Raw genomic sequence first — 17,389 nt, forward strand, 5'->3', positions numbered from 1 at the left:
CACATTCCCGGACCATGTCACGCACCGTCAGGATCGGTCGCGCGGTGGCCGAGCAGGAGGACGGCCGAAGCGGGAAGAGTGGCCGGAGCGGAGAACGGCCGGCGCAGGAGAGCGCCGGCGCAGGAGAGCGGCCGCCCCGGGGCCTCAGCCCTTGACCGAGCCCGCCAGCAGGCCGCGGACGAAGTACCGCTGGAGCGCGAAGAAGACGATCAGCGGCACGATCAGCGACAGGAAGGCGCCCGCGGTGAGCAGCTCCCAGCGGCCGCCGAAGGAACCGGTGAGCTGGGCCAGCCGGACGGTCATCGGGGCGACCTCGGGGGTGCCGCCGGCGAAGGTGAGGGCCACCAGCAGGTCGTTCCACACCCAGAGGAACTGGAAGATCGCGAAGGAGGCCAGCGCCGGGGCGCACAGCGGCAGCACGATCGAGCGGAAGATCTTGAAGTGGGTGGCGCCGTCGACGACGGCCGCCTCCATCACGTCCCGCGGCAGCTGGGCGATGAAGTTGTGCAGCAGGAAGATCGCCAGCGGCATGGCGAACATGGTGTGCGCCAGCCAGACCGGGGCGTACGTGCCGCTGAGGTCGAAGGCCGGGATGATGGTGACCGAGCCGATGTGCGCGCCGCCGGAGAACAGCTGGAGCAGCGGGATGAGCGCCATCTGCAGCGGCACCACCTGCAGCGCGAAGATCAGGAAGAAGACGACGTCGCTCCCGCGGAACTTCACCCAGGCCAGGCCGTACGCGGCCATGGCGGCGAGCACCAGCGGGAAGACCGTCGCGGGGATGCTGATCGCCAGCGAGTTGACCAGGTACGGCATCAGGCCGCCGCTGACGCCGAAGCCGCCCTCGAAGAGCACCGTGTGGTAGTTCTCCAGGGTGAGGTTCGGGTCGCCGAAGGCCGTCCACCAGCCGCTGCTGGAGACGTCCTCCTCGGGGCGCAGCGAGGTGATCAGCAGGCCGATGGTGGGGATCGTCCAGAGCACGGTGACGACGATCATCAGCATGGAGGCCAGCGGGCTGCTGAAGGCGCGGCGGACGGCCTTCACCGGGGGCGTGCCGTCCGCCTCTCCCGGCTGCGGGGCCGGGGCGAGCTGCTCGCTCATCGGTGCTCACGCTCCTTGCGCAGCTGGACGATGTTGTAGGCCACCAGAGGGATCACGGCCAGGAAGAGGATGACGGCGAGGGCGCTGCCGCGTCCGACGTTGAACTGCACGAAGGACTGCGAGTACATCTCGTTGGCGAGCACCTGGGTGCCGAAGTTGCCGCCGGTCATGGTGCGGACGATGTCGAAGGCCTTCAGCGTGGTGATCATCACCGTGGTGAGCACGACGATCAGGGTGGTGCGGATCATCGGCACGGTGACGTGGCGGAACAGCTGGAGGCCGCGGGCACCGTCGAGTCGGGCGGCCTCGGTGATCTCGTCCGGGATGGCCTTGATCGCGGCGGAGAGGACCACCATGGCGAAGCCGGTCTGCACCCAGATCATGACGATCATCAGCAGGTAGTTGTTCAGCGGGTGGGAGAGGATCCAGTTCGGCGGGTCGTCCCAGCCGAGGCTGATCGCGAGCTGGCTGAGCAGGCCGATCTGCGGCTGGGAGGGGTCGCGGTCCTCGTAGACGAACTTCCAGATGATGGAGGCGCCGACCAGGGAGATCGCCATCGGCATGAACAGCAGGGACTTGTAGACCGCCTGGCCGCGCAGCCGGTCCACCATGAGGGCGAGCAGCAGGCCGGCGCCGGTGGCGACCAGCGGGGCGACCACCAGCCACTGGAAGGTGTTCCACAGCACCTGGTGGATCGACTCGGTGGTGAGGGCCCAGCCGTAGTTGTCCGCGCCGACGGCCTTGGTGGAGTCGTCGTTGTAGAAGCTCAGGTAGACGGTGCGGATCAGCGGCACGATCAGGCCGACGAGCAGCAGCAGGAGGGCGGGGCCGACCATGACGAGGACGGCCAGCGGCCGGGCGAACCGGCCGGTGGCCCGGCCGGCCGCGTAGAAGATCAGGAGCAGCACCCCGAGGAAGCCTGCGACGGCTCCGACGGTGTTGGTGAACTTGATCGTCGCGTCCGTCCACGCCGAGTCGGCGAGGTGCACGGCAGCGGTGGCCGCGGGCATGCGGAAGGTCCTTCCTCGGCGGACATGGGGAGGGGCAGCGCGGGTGGGTGGGACCCGCGCTGCCCGGGGCGGCTGCCGTTACTGCGGCCAGGCCGCGTCGATGTCAGCCGCCACCTTCGGAATGGCCTGTCCCTCGGCGAACCACGCGGTGAACGACTTCCACATCTGGCCGGAGCCGACGGCGGCCGGCATCAGGTCGGAGGCGTCGAAGCGGAACGTGGCGGCCGGGTCGGTCAGCGCCTCGGCGGAGAGCCTGTCGATCGGGTCGGTGTAGAGGCTCTTGTCCACGCCCTGGTTGGCGGAGACCCAGCCGGAGGCGACCTTGACCCGGCTGCTCGCCCAGTCGCTGGTGGACAGGTAGTTCTGCACCGCCTGCACCTCGGGGCGGTTGGAGAACGCGGCGAGGAACTCGCCGCCGCCCTCGACCGGGCTGTTGACCGCCGGGTTCACGGCGGGCAGGTGGAAGGCGAAGATGTCGCCGTCCGGGCCGATGTTGGTGCCCTTGGGCCACTGGGCGCGGTAGAACGAGGCCTGCTGCAGCATGTAGCACTTGTTGCTGAGGATCGGCGCGCCGGCGTCCTGGAAGGTCGTGGTGGCGATCGACTTCACGTCGCCGATGCCGGCGTTGACCCAGGCCGGGTTCTGCATCCAGTCGGCCACCGTCTTCATCGCGGTGGTGATCTTCTCGTCGCTGAACTTGACCTTGTGGCTGACCCACTGGTCGTAGACGTCGCCGCCGTAGGTGCCGAGGACGACCTCCTCGACCCAGTCGGTGGCCGGCCAGCCGGTGGCGGTGCCGGAGGCGATGCCGCCGCACCAGGGCTTGGCGCCGCCGGAGGTGGCGATCCTGTTGCTGAGGGCCATCAGGTCGGCCCAGGTCTTCGGGACCTCGTAGCCGGCCTGCTTGAAGGCCTTCGGCGAGTACCAGACGAGCGACTTCATGTTGGCACTCATCGGCGCCGCGTAGAAGGTGCCGTTGACGGAGCCGTAGGTCTTCCAGACCGGGCTCCACTTGTCCTCGTTGGCGACGGTCTGCGCCGGCGGCTTGACGACCTTTCCGGTCTTCACCATCTGGGCGAGCAGGCCGGGCTGAGGGATGATCGCGAAATCGGGGGCGTTTCCGCCGCTGACCCGCACGGGGAGCTGGGACTCGAAGTCGTTGGAGCCCTCGTACGAGATCTTGATGCCCGTACAAGAACTGAACTCGGCCCAGGACTTCTCCAGCGAGTCGGACTCCGGGCTGAGGATCGAGGCGAACATCGTCACCTTGGTACCGGAATGGCCCGCGTAGGCCTGGTACTTGGCGCAGTCACCGGTGAGCGTGGGCGCTGCCGACGTCCCGCCGCCGTCCTTGGAGGAGCTGTTCGAGCAGGCCGCGGTCAGGGCCAGGGCGAGCACGGCGGGGGCGGCGAGCAGTCGCCGCCGCTGGATTGGGGTCATCGGCGGGCCTCACAGGCGATCGTGGTGGTGGTCAATGCGCTCCTCCTGGCCGGGGCACCCCGGGATGCCGGCGGTGGGACACAACAACGCTGCGCTGAACCGGTTGATCGAGCTGTACCCAGCGACTTCGCTGGCTTGACGACGTTAACTCACCGGTTACCGCACGCCAAGGTGCGCGTTCGACCTTCATCGCGCGGTGTCCCGGTCGTAATCCGGTTGTGCTGGAAGGCCGGTGGCGGACCGGCCCTCCGAACCGGCCCTCCGAACGGCCCTCCGAACCGGTCATAGCCGGACGGGCAGCTCGCGCAGGCTGTTCACCACCATGGTGGGGTTCGGCTGCAGTTCGCCGTCGGGCACGGCGAGGGCGAGGTCCGGGAACCGCTCGAAGAGGGCCGGCAGGGCCACCGACGCCTCCAGGCGGGCCAGCGGCGAGCCGGGGCAGACGTGCGGCCCGTGCCCGAAGGACAGGTGCCGGCCGGCGTCGCGGGTGATGTCGAACAGCTCGGCGGTGATCCCGTGCTGCACCGGGTCGCGGCCGATCGCGTTGTACGAGATCAGGACGGCGTCCCCGGCGGGGATCACGGTGCCGCCGGCCTCGATGTCCGCGGCGGCGAAGCGGAACAGGAAGTTGCTGGTCGGGGGCGTCCAGCGGAGCGACTCCTCGACCACGGCCGACCAGGCCACCTCACCCGAACGGGCGAGCGCCAGCTGGTCCGGATGGGCGAGCAGCGCGCGGACGGCGTTGGTGATCAGGTTGACGGTGGTCTCGTGCCCGGCGGCGATGATCACCCGCAGGGTGGCGGAGGCCTCGGCGTCGGTCAGTGCGCCGCCCTCGACGTCGGCGGCCAGCAGGGCGCTGATCAGGTCGTCGCCGGGCTCGGCCCGGCGGCGGGCCACCAGGTCGGCGACGAGGGCGTTCAGCGCGGCGATGGTGGCCGGCACGTCCGCGGGCCTGGTGGTGCTGGAGAAGAACCGCTCGTACAGCTCGCGGATGTAGGCGTGGTCGTGCTCGGGCACGCCGAGCAGCCAGCCGATCACCGACATGGGCAGCGGGAAGGCGAAGACCGTCTTCAGGTCGACCACCGGCCCCGCGGCGGCGACCCGGTCGAGCAGTTCGGCGGTGATCTCCTCGATCCTGGGCCGCATCAGTTCGACCCGGCGCGGGGTGAAGGCCTGCGCGACGATCGCCCGCAGCCGGCGGTGCTCGGCGCCGTCCGTGGTGACCATGGACGGGCCCGGCACCGCCAGGCCGATCAGCGGCCAGGTCTTCGGCACCTCGCCCTTCTGGTAGGCCGCCCAGTGCGAGGCGTCCTTGACCAGCCGGGCGTCGGTCAGCAACTGTCGGGCCTCGGCGTGCCGGGTGACGGCCCAGCCGCGCACCCCCATCAGCTCCACCGGCACCACCGGCCCGGCGGCGCGCAGCAGCGCGCCCTCGGCGGCGTTGTCGCGCGCCAGCGGGTCCATCACCAGCGGCGCGGCCGTGCTCGGTGCGGCGGCCGTGATCGCTTCGGTCATCCCTGCCCCTCCTCCTTCTCGGGTCACTCGCCCACGTAGCCGGGCGTGAACGCCACCGGTAGCGCCATCAGTCCGCGCACCCACGCCGAGGGGCGCCACACCAGGGCGCTCTCGGACACCGCGAGGCGCAGGTCGGGCAGCCGGTCCAGCAGCACTTCGATCGCCGTGTTGGCGATCACCTCGGCGGCCTCCCGGGCGGGGTACGGGCAGCCGTGGTCGCCGTAGGAGAAGCTCAGGTAGGCGCGGTTGCCCTCGGCGGGCCGGCCGGACTCCTGTCGCACGGACGGGTCGGCGTTGGCCCCGGCGAAGCCGAGCAGCACCATGTCGCCCTTGGCGATCCGCTGGCCGCCGAGCTGGACGTCCCGGGTCGCCCAGCGGCCGGCGAAGATCTGGGTGGGGGTGTCCTCCCACAGGGCCTCGCCGAGCGCCTGGCCGATGGAGCGGCGGCCGCCGGACAGCGAGGCCGCGAACCGCTCGTCGGTGAGCATCAACCGCAAGGCGTTGGAGATCCAGTACGCGCAGGGCTGGTGGCCGGCGATCAGCAGCACCCGCAGGTCCCGCATGACCTCCTCGTCGCCCAGTCCTGCCGGGTGGGCGAGCAGCCGCGAGGTGAGGTCGTTGGCAGGCTTCCCGCGGCGCCGCTCGACGAGTCCGAGCATCACGGCGAGCAGTTGCTGGGCGCCCTCCTGGGCGTCGGCGCCGCCGTCCAGCATGGCGAGCAGGCCGCGGATGAGCACCGGGGCCTCGTCCTCGTCGAGGCCGAACAGCTTGCACAGCACCAGCAGCGGCATCCGGTGCGCGTAGTCGGCGACCAGATCGGCCTCGCCGCGGCCGGCGAAGCCGTCGATCAGCCGGTCGGCGACCTCCTCGCAGTGGATGCGCAGCTCGTACGGGTCGATGCCGGAGAGCGCGTCGGTGACTGCGGCACTGCGGCGCTGGTGCTCGGCCCCCTCGGCGTACAGGATCGACGGGACGGGGGCCATCATCGGCTTGAGCGGCCAGTCCTCGGGGATGTTCGGCCACTGGTTCCAGCGGGTGGAGTCCCGGCCGAAGACCTTGGGCTGGCCGGTGACCAGCTGGAGCTCGCGGTAGCCGATCACCAGCCAGGCGGGGACGCCGCCGGCGAGCTCGACCGGGGCGACCGGGCCGTGCCGGTCGCGGAGCTCCTGGTAGAGCGCGCCGGGGTCGGTCTGGAAGCGCGGCCCGTAGAGCGGGGCCGCGTCGGCGTGCGCCGGGCAGCCCGGCGGCGGGGTGGTCACGGGCTCGGTCACGGGGTGTCCTCTCCGGAGGCCTCGGCCTCGGCCATGCGGTGCAGGTGGCGGACGAGTTCGATCAGCACCTGCTTGCTCGACTCGCGGTCCCGTGCGTCGCACTCCACCAGCGGGACGTGGTCGCCGAGGTCGAGGGCGGCCCTCACCTCGGCGAGGGTGTGCTCCGGCGGCCCGAAGTTGTTGCGGGCCACCACGAACGGCGTGCCGTGGTGCTCGAGGCGGTCGATGGCGTACCAGGACTCCTCCAGCCGGCGGGTGTCGACCAGGACGACGGCGCCGAGGGCGCCGCTGAACAGCCGGTCCCACAGGAACCAGAAGCGCTCCTGGCCGGGGGCGCCGAAGAGGTAGAGGACGTTCTCGGCGCCGAGGGTGATCCGGCCGAAGTCGAAGGCGACCGTGGTCGAGCGCTTGCCCCGGACCCCGGTGAGGTCGTCGACGCCCTCGCCGGCCCGGGTCATGGTCTCCTCGGTGTTCAGCGGGCGGATCTCGCTCACCGAGCCGACGAGGGTGGTCTTGCCCACGCCGAAGCCGCCGACCACGACGATCTTCAGGCCGTTGGCGGCGGTGCTGCTGAGCGGCGCTCTGCCGGCCGGGGCGAGGGTGTCAGAGCCGTTGGAGACCATGCAGTACCTGCTTCAGCGTGTCGAGGTCGGGCAGCCGCGCCTTCGACGGCGCGAACCTGGGGTGGCGGGCGGTGATCCGGCCGGCCTCCAGCAGGTCGCCCAGCAGGATCTTCACCACGCTGACCGGCAGGCCGAGTTCGGCGGCGAGTTCGACCACCGCCGTCGGGGTGGCGCACAGGGTGAGGATGCGCGCGTGCTCGGACTGCATGCCGGGCACCGGCTCCTGCTCGGTGACGATCAGCGTCACCAGGTCGAAGGCGTGCTCCGGGGGCCGGCTCCGGCCGCGGGTCACGGTGTAGAGCCGGTCCGGGTCCTCGTCCCGGCCGGGCAGCGGCCGCGTCACACCCCGGCCTCGATCTCGCGCGGCGGGGCGCTGAGGAACACCCCGATCTGCTCGATCAGCCCGTGCATGTTGTGCCCGACGACGCCGACGTCGGCGTCGTCGTCGGTGACGACCGCCAGGTGGGCGCCCTCACCGGCGGCGACGATGCACAGGATGCCGCCGTGGAACTCGGTCATCGACTGGCGCACCCCGCCCGTCGAGTCGCCGAACTCGATGGAGGCGCCGTGCGCCAGGCTCTGCATGCCGGAGGCGATCGCGGCCAGCTGGTCGGCCCGGTCGGCGCCGAGGCCGGAGGTGTGGCAGAGCTTCAGGCCGTCGGCGGAGAGCACCAGGGCGTGGCGGGCGCCGGGGGTGACCGCCAGCAGGTTCTCCAGCAGCCAGTCGAGGTCGCGGTCGGTGCTGCTGCTCATCAGGCATCGTCCTTCGGATGGGCATCGGGGGACTCGGCCCCTTGCAGGGCCTTGCGGAACGCGCCGAACCGGGCCGCCGAGAGGGCCGCGCCGGCTCGGTCGGGGTGCTTCACCGGGGTGGGCGCGGCCGCCGGGGCCGCGGCCGCCAGGGTCTGGCCGCGGCGGCGCTGCGGCAGGGCCCGGCCGGCCGGCGGGGTGTCGCTGCCGGCGTCGTTGCCGGCGTCGTCTGCGGGTGCCCCGCCGCTGCGGGCGGGGGCCGGGGCCGGCTCCAGTGCGGGGCGCACGGTGGCCCGGGGCGGGGCTGCGGGTGCGGCCGCGGCGGCCTGCCGCTCGGCGGCGAGCGCCCTGGCGAGGGCGGGTGCGGGGTGGCTGACGAGCTGTTCGGGGATCAGCACCACCACGCCGGTGCCGCCGCGGGCGGAGGGCCGGAAGGAGATCGACAGGCCGTGCTTGCGGGCGAGCGAGCCGACCACGGCGAGGCCCAGGCGGGTGCCGGCGGAGAGCGCGCTGAGGTCCAGCGGCTGTGCGGAGACGGCCTGTTCTGCGCGGCGCAGCCAGCTCTCGCTGAGGCCGAGGCCGCCGTCCTCGACGGTGACGACCAGGCCGGAGTGCACCTCCTCGACGTAGACGTGCACCTCGGCCGGCGGGGCGGAGAAGTTGGCGGCGTTGTCGAGGAGTTCGGCGAGGACGTGCATCACGCCCTCCGCGGCGAAGCCGGCCACCGCGGCGGTGGAGGCGTTGTGCAGCCGCACCCGCTGGTAGGCGCCGATCCGGCCGAGGGCGCCGCGCAGCACGGACTCGACGCCGATCGGCTTCGTCCAGCGGCGGCCGGAGCGGGCGCCGGTGAGCACCGCGATGGAGTCGGCCATCCGGCCGACCTGGGCGGTGGAGTGGTCGAGGACGAGCAGGTCGCCGAGGACGTCCTCGCCGTGCCGGTGCTGCATGTCGCGGAGTTCCGCGTGCATGCTGGTGGCCAGTGCCTGGACGCGGCCGGCGGCGGTGGCGCAGACGGCGAGTGCGGCGGCGCGCTGGCGCTCGCCGCGGGCGACGGCCTCGGCGACGGTGCGCATCAGTGCGTGGTGCGCGGGCAGGTCGTGGCCGGCCAGCGCGGTGTCCACCGAGGCGCCGGCGCGCAGCCGCTCCACCACCTGGGGCAGCACCTGGTCGCGGAGTGCGGCGAGTTCGGTGCGCTCGCGGACGGCTGCGCTGTGCGCCTCGTGCAGGGCGGCGAGTTCGGTGCGCAGCGTCTGCTCGGCGGCGCGGGCCCGGTCGAGGTCGGCGCGGATCTCGCCGGCCTCGGCCTGGGCGTTGGCCAGGGCGGCGCGCAGTGCCCCTGCGGTGGTGTGGGCGGCGGTGAGTTCGGTGTGCAGCGAGCCCGCGGCGGCGCCGGTCTCGGCGAGTTCGCGCCGGGCGGCGGCGAGGCCGCTCTCGGCGGTGCGGGCGCGGGCACCCAGCTTGGCGGCGTACCCGACGAGGCAGCACCAGAGCAGCGCGGCGACCGCGGACACGCCCGCGACGGCGGCACGGTGGGCGGTGGGGGTGAGGACGACGGCTGCTGCGGCGGCCCCCGCGCCGAGGAGCATCCCGGCCGCGGCGCGGACCGCGAGCCCGCCGTCCGGTCCCTGGTACGCCGCCCGGGCGGGGCGCGTGCGAGCTCTCATCTGTCTGATCCTCGTGCGGCGTCGGCGGCGGAGCAGGGCGACCGGGCGGACCGGCGGTACGCACAGCCGGGCGCGCACCGGTCATTTGATCGGTACACGCGGTCGCCAGATCATATCCATTCAGCTTTTCGACTCAATGGGCGAGTTGACGGACAGTCGCACAGGCTGACGCTCCGCGTCCGTACCACCCGGTAACCGGGCGGGGCGGGGCCCGTCCACGGGCCGCACGGCCTGACGGACGCGAGGGGGCCGTCCCGCCATGCGGGACGGCCCCGGGTGCTCCGGTGCGCGCGGCGCGGACGGCGGGCCCGTGGACGGCCCGCCGGCGGTGCGGCGGTCAGCCGATGACGGCCTCCACGTCCCGCCGGAGCTTGGCGAAGTCCAGGCCGTGGCCGGAGAGCACCAGCGCACCCGTGCCCTGGCCCTCGCGGATCAGGCCGAGCAGGATGTGGCCGGTGGCGATCTCCTTGTGCTTGAGGCGCAGGGCCTCGCGCAGCGACAGCTCCAGGGTCTTGCGGGCGTGGGCGGAGAGCCGGTGGCGGGACTTGTCGCGGCGGCCGTCGGCCGGCCTGCGCTCCAGGGCGCCCTCGCCGAAGGAGGACTCCACCGCCGCCCGGACGGCGTCCAGGTCGACCCCGATCGAGGCCAGCGCCCGGCCGTCCACGCCGCCGCCGGCCAGCCGCAGGATCTCGGCACGGGCGGTGCCGTGGTCGAAGCCGTCGGCGACCAGCAGGGCGGCCACCGGATCGGCCGGGTCGTGCAGCACGCCGAGCAGCAGGTGCTCGGTGCCCACCTGCTCGTGGCCGAGCTCGCGCGCCTCCACCTGGGCCTGCATGACGACGCGTCGCGCGCCGTCCGTGAACCGCTCGAACACGGTCAGCCCTCCCCTCTCGAACCGAAGATCCTCTTGGCGTACTTCTTGTGCACCGCCTGCCGGCTGACGCCCAGGCAGGCGGCGATCTCCTGCCAGGACCAACCCTGCGCACGGGCGTTGCCGACCTGCAGGTCCTCCAGCCGGTCGGCCAGGTCCCGCAGCGCCCGGACGGCCCGCAGGCCGATCGCGGGGTCGCGGCTGCCCGCATCTGCGGCGAGCTGTCTCGTCTCGCTCATGGTGTCAACCTAGGTTGACATCGCCCGCTTGTCAACCTTTGTTGACAAGATGAGCCCCGGAGGACGGGCCTCGGCGGCCACCCCCGACGGCCGCCCCGCCCTCACACCGACCAGTACGACCGGTCGTTCGGATTACGTTCCCCCTCCCCCGGCACCCGCCGCCCGCAGCGCTTGCCCGTGCGGCGCGACCGCGCGTAGTCGTCCAACTCCGCCAGCCAGCGCCCGCGGTCCTCCTCCAGCACCGCCAGCGCCCGCAGCAGCGCCGCCTCGTCCCGCTGGAACGGGCCGGCCAGCCACGCCAGCCGGTCCAGCGTCCCGTGGAACCCCAGCGGCCGGTACAGCTGCACGCACGACCGCAGCGCCGCCACCCTCACCCGCAGCGGCAGCCTCGAATCCGCCACCCGCCGGGCATGCCATCCGAAGCTCATCCGGCATCCACCTCCAGAAAGTTGAGCCTGCGTCACTTTCGTCCAACCGATGACTCGTCAGTAACATGTCAAGGAATGCGTCGGTCGGCCACCCCCGTCCGGCCTGAACCTGCCCTCACCACATCGAAGGCGAACCCTCCGCATGTCCATACGCTCCCGTGCGCTCTCCGCACTGGCCGCCACCCTGCTGCTCGCCGCCACCGGCTGCGCCGCCTCCGCACCCGCCGCCGACCCGGCCCTCGCCGCCGCGGCCCTCACCACGGAGGCCGCCCCGGCCCCGGCGGCCACCGCCCCGAGCAGCACCGAACCGGCCGTCGCCGTGTCCCCGGCCGCCGTCGCCACCCCGGCCACCTCGGGCAAGCCGGCCGCCGGCACCGGAAAGGCCGTCGCCCTCCTCGCCTACGATCCCGCCAGCGGCCGCGCCACCCTCCGCGCCGGAGCCGCCGCGAAGCCCACCGGCACTCCCCGCAGCACCGGCCCCTCGCACACCCCGAGCACCGGCACCACCGCCGCACCGGACACCGTCCGCACCGGCCAGCTGATCGCCAGCCCGCCCACCCCCGCCGCACCCCGCGGCGCGCTCGTCGCCGTCACCGGTGTGCAGAAGACCGAGGGCGACCGCGTCGAGGTCACCACCCGGCCCGCCGAGGTCGCCGAACTGCTCGGCGCCACCGCCACCGAGCAGCACACCGCGATCGACGCCCACGGCATCCGCGTCCAGCCCCTGGTCAAGGACCTCAAGGTCGGATTCACCGCCCGCCCCGGCGGCGGCAACGGCACCGCCTCCGCCCAGCTCTCCCTCGACGCCAGCACCAGCGTCCCGCTGCCCGGCGGGGCCAAGGCCGACCTCGCCGCCGGCATCCGGCTCGACCCCTCCGTCGACTTCTCCTACGACGGCCGCGGCATCCTCAAGGGCGGCATCGAGAAGGCCCGCGTCGGCTTCGGCCTCGGAGCCCACGCCGACTGGAAGGTCAGCGCCACCCTCGCCGCCAACCCCACCCCGCTGCGCGTCCCCCTCGCCAAGCTCAGCGCCAGCCCCGTCCTGACCGTCGCGGGCTTCCCGGTCGTGGTCAACCTCGACCTCACCTGCTACCTGACCGTCGGTGCCGACGGCAAGCTCACCGTCGAGGCCGAACAGAACCTCGACGGCGCCTGGTCGGTCCACGCCGATTACGCCAAGGGCAAGGGCTGGACCACCACCGCCGACCCGGGCACCACCACCGTCGGCCCCGTCCGGGCCAGGCTCAGCGGCAACGCCGCCCTGCGCACCGGCCTCACCGCCGAGGCCTCCGTCGGCCTCTACAACACCGTCGGCGTCGCCGCCGGCATCGAGCCCTACCTGCGCACCCGGGTCGCCGGCAGCGTCACCCTCGACACCACCGGCGAGCCCCCGCACGTCGAGGGCAGTTGGACCAACACCGCCGGCCTCGACATCAACGGCCGGCTCTACGCCCAGATCAAGATCCTCGGCACCCCCCTCTTCAAGGCCGACCTCCCCCTCCCCGCCTTCCACCGCGAATGGCCCCTCCCCTCCCTGAGCACCACCCACTGACGGACACGACGAAGGGCCGGACCCCGCTCGGGGTCCGGCCCTTTCCGCGGCTCGGCGTCGTCAGCCCAGCCGCAGGGTCGTCAGCTGCAGCCGCTGGTGGAGCCGCAGCCCTCGCAGAGGTAGCAGCTGCCGGCGCGGCGCATCTTGGTGCCGCAGGAGAAGCAGAGCGGCGCGTCGGCGTTCAGGCCCAGCTGGATCTCCACCAGTTCGGTGGAGTTGTGGGCCTGGACCGGGGCGGCCTTCGGCTTCGCCGGGGCGGGCTGCTCGGCGGCCTTGGGGGCGGCGATCGGCGCGGACTGGGCGAGGCCCTCCACGTCCACGTCCTCCTCGACGGGCTCGTAGGAGCCGGTCTCCAGGTGCCGGGTGCGCTCCTCGACGGAGTGGATGCCGAGCGCGGAACGGGTCTCGAACGGCAGGAAGTCCAGCGCCAGGCGGCGGAAGATGTAGTCGACGATCGACTGGGCCATCCGCACGTCCGGGTCGTCGGTCAGACCGGCCGGCTCGAAGCGCATGTTGGTGAACTTCGAGACGTAGGTCTCCAGCGGCACGCCGTACTGCAGGCCGACCGAGACAGCGATGGAGAAGGCGTCCATCATGCCCGCGAGGGTCGAACCCTGCTTGGACATCTTCAGGAAGACCTCGCCCAGGCCGTCGTCCGGGTAGGAGTTGGCGGTCATGTAGCCCTCGGCACCGCCCACCGTGAAGGAGGTGGTGATGCCCGGGCGGCCCTTGGGGAGGCGCTTGCGGACGGGGCGGTACTCGACGACCTTCTCGACCGCGGCGGGCGCCTCGGCGGCCTTCTCCTCGACGGCCGGGGTCTTGGTCTTCGCCGAGAGCGGCTGGCCGACCTTGCAGTTGTCGCGGTAGATCGCGAGCGCCTTCACGCCGAGCTTCCAGGCCTGGAAGTAGATCTCCTCGACGTCCTCGACCGAGGCGTTCTCCGGCATGTTGACCGTCTTGGAGATGGCGCCGGAGATCCACGGCTGGATCGCCGACATCATCCGCACGTGGCCCATCGGCGAGATGGAACGCTCGCCCATCGCGCAGTCGAAGACCTCGTAGTGGGCGGCCTTCAGGCCCGGGGCGTCGATCACGTTGCCGTGCTCGGCGATGTGGGCGACGATCGCCTCGACCTGCTCGTCCTGGTAGCCGAGGCGCTTCAGGGCGCGCGGGACGGTGCCGTTGACGATCTGCATCGAGCCGCCGCCGACGAGCTTCTTGAACTTCACCAGGGCCAGGTCGGGCTCGACGCCGGTGGTGTCGCAGTCCATCATCAGGCCGATGGTGCCGGTCGGGGCGAGCACCGAGGCCTGCGCGTTGCGGAAGCCGTTGGCCGCACCGAGGCGGACGACGTCGCCCCAGGTGTCGGTGGCGGCGGCCCACACCGGGGCGTCCAGGTCGTCGACCGGGACGGCGGCGGCGTTGGCGTCCGCGTGCTGCTGCATGACCTTCCGGTGGGCGGCGGCGTTGCGGGCGTAGCCGTCGTACGGGCCGACCACGGCGGCGAGTTCGGCGCCGCGGCGGTAGGCGGTGCCGGTCATCAGCGAGGTGATGGCGCCGGCCAGGGCGCGGCCGCCCTCGGAGTCGTACGCGTGGCCGGTGGCCATCAGCAGGGCGCCGAGGTTGGCGTAGCCGATGCCGAGCTGGCGGTAGGCGCGGGTGGTCTCGCCGATCTTCTCGGTGGGGAAGTCCGCGAAGCAGATGGAGATGTCCATCGCGGTGATGACCAGCTCGACGACCTTGGCGAAGGTCGCGGCGTCGAAAGAGTCGTCGTCGCGCAGGAACTTCATCAGGTTGAGCGAGGCGAGGTTGCAGCTGGAGTTGTCCAGGTGCATGTACTCGGAGCAGGGGTTGGACGCGTTGATGCGGCCGGACTCCGGGCAGGTGTGCCAGTGGTTGATGGTCGAGTCGTACTGGATGCCCGGGTCGGCGCAGGCCCAGGCGGCCTCGGCCATCTTGCGGAAGAGCTTCTTGGCGTCGACGGTCTCGATGACCTCGCCGGTCATCCGGGCGCGCAGGCCGAAGGTGGTGCCGTTCTCGACCGCGGTCATGAACTCGTCGGAGACGCGGACGGAGTTGTTGGCGTTCTGGTACTGGACGGAGGTGATGTCGTCGCCGCCCAGGTCCATGTCGAACCCGGCGTCGCGCAGGGCGCGGATCTTCTCCTCCTCCTTCACCTTGGTCTCGATGAAGGCCTCGACGTCCGGGTGGTCGACGTCCAGGACGACCATCTTGGCCGCGCGGCGGGTGGCGCCGCCCGACTTGATGGTGCCGGCGGAGGCGTCGGCGCCGCGCATGAAGGAGACCGGACCGGAGGCGTTGCCGCCGGAGGACAGCAGTTCCTTGCTGGAGCGGATGCGGGAGAGGTTGAGGCCGGCGCCGGAGCCGCCCTTGAAGATCATGCCCTCTTCCTTGTACCAGTCGAGGATCGACTCCATGGAGTCGTCGACGGCCAGGATGAAGCAGGCGGAGACCTGCTGGGGCTGCTTGGTGCCGACGTTGAACCAGACCGGCGAGTTGAAGCTGAACACCTGGTGGAGGAGGGCGTGGGTCAGCTCGTGCTCGAAGGTCTCGGCGTCGTCCGGGGTGGCGAAGTAGCCGTGCTTCTCGCCGGCGGCGCGGTAGGTCAGCACCACCCGGTCGATGATCTGCTTGAGGCTCCACTCGCGCTGCGGGGTGCCGACGGCGCCGCGGAAGTACTTCGAGGTCACGATGTTGACCGCGTTGACCGACCAGAAGTCGGGGAACTCGACGCCGCGCTGCTCGAAGTTGATCGAGCCGTCACGCCAGTTGGTCATGACGACGTCGCGACGCTCCCAGGTCACCTCGTCGTAGGGGTGGACGCCAGGAGTGGTGTAGATGCGCTCGATCCGCAGCCCGCCCTCGGGGGCCCTGCCGGCCGCCTTGGTCGCCTTCGCGGACTTGGACCCGCGTGCGGAACCGCTCGTCGTGTCGGTCACTTCTTCTTCCTCCTCCTGGGCAAACGCCCTGGACGCCCCGATGCTTCCGGCTTACGGGCATCCGGTGGTTCGCTTCCTGGTGTGCGGGCAGCCGCGGACGCCGGCCGCTTTCGCACGTTGTGTTGTGTTCTGTACCCGTTGCGTGGGCACGCGCCGACCGCGGACGGTCGAAGCGGTGGACCTGCCGCGGCCCTAGGGCGCGGCGGCGGGGACCGGCACCGCGGTGCCGTCCTCCGGAACGAAGGGCTGCTCGGCGCGGAGCTCCGCGATGGCGGCCTCGAAGTCCTCCAGGCCGTCGAAGGCCCGGTAGACGGACGCGAACCTCAGGTACGCGACGACGTCGAGCTCCTTGAGCGGGCCCAGTATGGCCAGGCCGACGTCGTGGGTGGACAGCTCGGCGCTGCCGGAGGCCCGCACGCACTCCTCGACCCGCTGGCCGAGCTGGGCGAGCGCGTCCTCGGTGACCGGGCGGCCCTGACAGGCCTTGCGGACGCCGGAGATCACCTTCTCGCGGGAGAAGGGCTCGGTGACGCCGCTGCGCTTGATCACCATCAGGGTGGCGGTTTCGACGGTGGTGAACCGCCGACCGCAGTCGGGGCACTGGCGCCGGCGGCGGATGGAGCTGCCGTCGTCGCTGGCCCGGCTGTCCACGACCCGGCTGTCAGGATGCCGGCAGAAGGGGCAGTGCACCTGAGAACTCCCTCCCGAACGGCACGACAGCGGACCGGGACACTCTACGCGATGGGCAGGGGTCCACAGCAAGCCGACCACAACCTGTGGGCCCGAGCGGAGAGACTGGCACAAGATCTAGCGCCGGGGCCGCTCGCCACGCCGGGCGCCGCGGGTTCGTTCCCGGCCGTTCCGCCGACCGGGTCGAAATCCCCGGAGGCGGTGAAATAGACTGCGAGAGTCGAACATTTAATCGATGTACACCCAAAGCCTTGATCGCGTCAGCAGACTGCTAAATAATTCACTCGAACGTGTGTTTGGCGCAACCTTTCGATAGGGGCACCAGTTGAGCAGGGCAAGGGAGAAACGCCTGTCCAATGAGGGGCCGCGATGAACACCGTAGATCTCAAGAGCAACTCCATCCCGGTGCAGGAGCGCTCCGCGCGCACCACGGACCAGCAAGGCGTGGACCACAGCATGAGCCGTAGCCAGCCGATCGAGCACGCCGCCGTGCAGGACGACGTGCTCGGCACACCCGTCCCCACCCGCTCCCTGCCCGGCCGCCCGCCCGGCATCCGCACCGACGAGGCCGGTCTGACGGAGCGCCAGCGCCGCGTCATCGAGGTCATCAGGGATTCGGTCCAGCGCCGAGGGTACCCGCCGTCCATGCGCGAGATCGGCCAGGCGGTCGGCCTCTCCTCCACCTCCTCCGTCGCCCACCAGCTGATGGCCCTGGAGCGCAAGGGCTTCCTCCGCCGCGACCCGCACCGCCCCCGCGCCTACGAGGTGCGCGGCGTCGAGGTCGCCCGCCCCAACACCGCCGAGACCGCCGGCCGCCCCTCCACCTCGTACGTGCCGCTGGTCGGCCGGATCGCCGCCGGCGGGCCGATCCTCGCCGAGCAGACGGTCGAGGACGTCTTCCCGCTGCCGCGCCAGCTGGTCGGCGAGGGCGAGCTCTTCGCGCTCACCGTCCGCGGCGACTCGATGATCGAGGCGGCCATCTGCGACGGCGACTGGGTCACCGTCCGGCGGCAGCCGGTCGCGGAGAACGGCGACATCGTCGCCGCGATGATCGACGGCGAGGCCACCGTCAAGCGCCTCAAGCGCGAGGACGGCAAGATCTGGCTGATGCCGCACAACCCCGCGTACGACCCGATCCCGGGCGACAACGCCACCATCCTCGGCAAGGTCGTCGCCGTGCTGCGTCGCCTCTGACGAAGACCGCGAAGGGGCGCGGGGAACTGCGCGACCCATGACCGGTGCGCCCGGACTTCCCGGTGCACCCGCCATGGGTCG

The 17,389-nt window shown here is 72.0% G+C and carries 16 protein-coding genes; 2 read left to right on the forward strand and 14 right to left on the reverse strand.

Annotated features, from left to right (window positions below; all coding sequences use genetic code 11):
• Positions 1-144: 144 nt before the first annotated feature.
• The 12 genes from AB0M03_RS11270 to AB0M03_RS11325 all read right to left on the reverse strand — a co-directional run bounded on the left by AB0M03_RS11270 (position 145) and on the right by AB0M03_RS11325 (position 10,912).
• The gene (locus tag AB0M03_RS11270; protein ID WP_363490901.1) at positions 145-1,101 is read right to left on the reverse strand and encodes a carbohydrate ABC transporter permease; all 957 of its coding nucleotides are present in this window, start codon (positions 1,099-1,101) and stop codon (positions 145-147) included.
• Positions 1,098-2,111: a sugar ABC transporter permease gene (locus tag AB0M03_RS11275; RefSeq protein ID WP_363490903.1), complete on the reverse strand. Its 1,014-nt coding sequence runs from the start codon at positions 2,109-2,111 to the stop codon at positions 1,098-1,100. The genes AB0M03_RS11270 and AB0M03_RS11275 overlap by 4 nt, the downstream gene beginning before the upstream one ends.
• Positions 2,112-2,189: 78 nt before the next feature.
• Positions 2,190-3,551 carry an ABC transporter substrate-binding protein gene (locus AB0M03_RS11280; RefSeq protein ID WP_363490905.1) on the reverse strand — a complete coding sequence of 454 codons (1,362 nt, stop codon included), beginning with the start codon at positions 3,549-3,551 and terminating at the stop codon, positions 2,190-2,192.
• 282 nt (positions 3,552-3,833) lie between these two features.
• Positions 3,834-5,066, reverse strand: coding sequence for a cytochrome P450 (locus tag AB0M03_RS11285; protein ID WP_363490907.1), 1,233 nt, complete (start codon positions 5,064-5,066; stop codon positions 3,834-3,836).
• A gap of 23 nt (positions 5,067-5,089) precedes the next feature.
• Entirely contained in the window at positions 5,090-6,337 is a 1,248-nt protein-coding gene (locus AB0M03_RS11290) for a cytochrome P450 (RefSeq protein ID WP_363490909.1), read from the reverse strand.
• The gene (locus AB0M03_RS11295; protein WP_363490911.1) at positions 6,334-6,960 is read right to left on the reverse strand and encodes an ATP/GTP-binding protein; all 627 of its coding nucleotides are present in this window, start codon (positions 6,958-6,960) and stop codon (positions 6,334-6,336) included. Before AB0M03_RS11295 ends, AB0M03_RS11290 begins: the two co-directional genes overlap by 4 nt.
• Positions 6,941-7,303, reverse strand: a complete 363-nt coding sequence (locus AB0M03_RS11300) for a DUF742 domain-containing protein (RefSeq protein ID WP_363490913.1) — start codon at positions 7,301-7,303, stop codon at positions 6,941-6,943. The genes AB0M03_RS11295 and AB0M03_RS11300 overlap by 20 nt, the downstream gene beginning before the upstream one ends.
• Complete coding sequence (locus AB0M03_RS11305; protein WP_363490915.1) at positions 7,300-7,713, reverse strand: roadblock/LC7 domain-containing protein; 414 nt, start codon at positions 7,711-7,713, stop codon at positions 7,300-7,302. The genes AB0M03_RS11300 and AB0M03_RS11305 overlap by 4 nt, the downstream gene beginning before the upstream one ends.
• Positions 7,713-9,374 carry an ATP-binding protein gene (locus tag AB0M03_RS11310; protein WP_363490917.1) on the reverse strand — a complete coding sequence of 554 codons (1,662 nt, stop codon included), beginning with the start codon at positions 9,372-9,374 and terminating at the stop codon, positions 7,713-7,715. The genes AB0M03_RS11305 and AB0M03_RS11310 overlap by 1 nt, the downstream gene beginning before the upstream one ends.
• 337 nt (positions 9,375-9,711) lie before the next feature.
• Entirely contained in the window at positions 9,712-10,248 is a 537-nt protein-coding gene (locus AB0M03_RS11315; RefSeq protein WP_363490919.1) for a Clp protease N-terminal domain-containing protein, read from the reverse strand.
• A gap of 2 nt (positions 10,249-10,250) precedes the next feature.
• The gene (locus AB0M03_RS11320) at positions 10,251-10,484 is read right to left on the reverse strand and encodes a helix-turn-helix transcriptional regulator (protein ID WP_363490921.1); all 234 of its coding nucleotides are present in this window, start codon (positions 10,482-10,484) and stop codon (positions 10,251-10,253) included.
• 101 nt (positions 10,485-10,585) lie between these two features.
• Positions 10,586-10,912, reverse strand: a complete 327-nt coding sequence (locus tag AB0M03_RS11325) for a hypothetical protein (RefSeq protein ID WP_363490923.1) — start codon at positions 10,910-10,912, stop codon at positions 10,586-10,588.
• A gap of 142 nt (positions 10,913-11,054) precedes the next feature.
• Here AB0M03_RS11325 and AB0M03_RS11330 point away from each other — a divergent pair, with 142 nt between their 5' ends.
• Positions 11,055-12,464, forward strand: coding sequence for a hypothetical protein (locus AB0M03_RS11330; protein ID WP_363490925.1), 1,410 nt, complete (start codon positions 11,055-11,057; stop codon positions 12,462-12,464).
• An 80-nt stretch (positions 12,465-12,544) separates the two neighbouring features.
• On the opposite strand, the gene AB0M03_RS11335 is transcribed toward AB0M03_RS11330, so the two are convergent.
• The gene (locus tag AB0M03_RS11335) at positions 12,545-15,424 is read right to left on the reverse strand and encodes a vitamin B12-dependent ribonucleotide reductase (RefSeq protein WP_363490927.1); all 2,880 of its coding nucleotides are present in this window, start codon (positions 15,422-15,424) and stop codon (positions 12,545-12,547) included.
• A gap of 192 nt (positions 15,425-15,616) precedes the next feature.
• Positions 15,617-16,114, reverse strand: a complete 498-nt coding sequence (gene nrdR / locus AB0M03_RS11340) for a transcriptional regulator NrdR (RefSeq protein ID WP_363490929.1) — start codon at positions 16,112-16,114, stop codon at positions 15,617-15,619.
• 456 nt (positions 16,115-16,570) lie between these two features.
• Between nrdR and lexA the strand changes: the two genes are divergently transcribed.
• Positions 16,571-17,308 carry a transcriptional repressor LexA gene (gene lexA, locus AB0M03_RS11345; RefSeq protein ID WP_363491011.1) on the forward strand — a complete coding sequence of 246 codons (738 nt, stop codon included), beginning with the start codon at positions 16,571-16,573 and terminating at the stop codon, positions 17,306-17,308.
• Positions 17,309-17,389: the final 81 nt, after the last annotated feature.

The organism is Kitasatospora sp. NPDC051914 (assembly GCF_040680995.1).
GTDB lineage: Bacteria > Actinomycetota > Actinomycetes > Streptomycetales > Streptomycetaceae > Kitasatospora.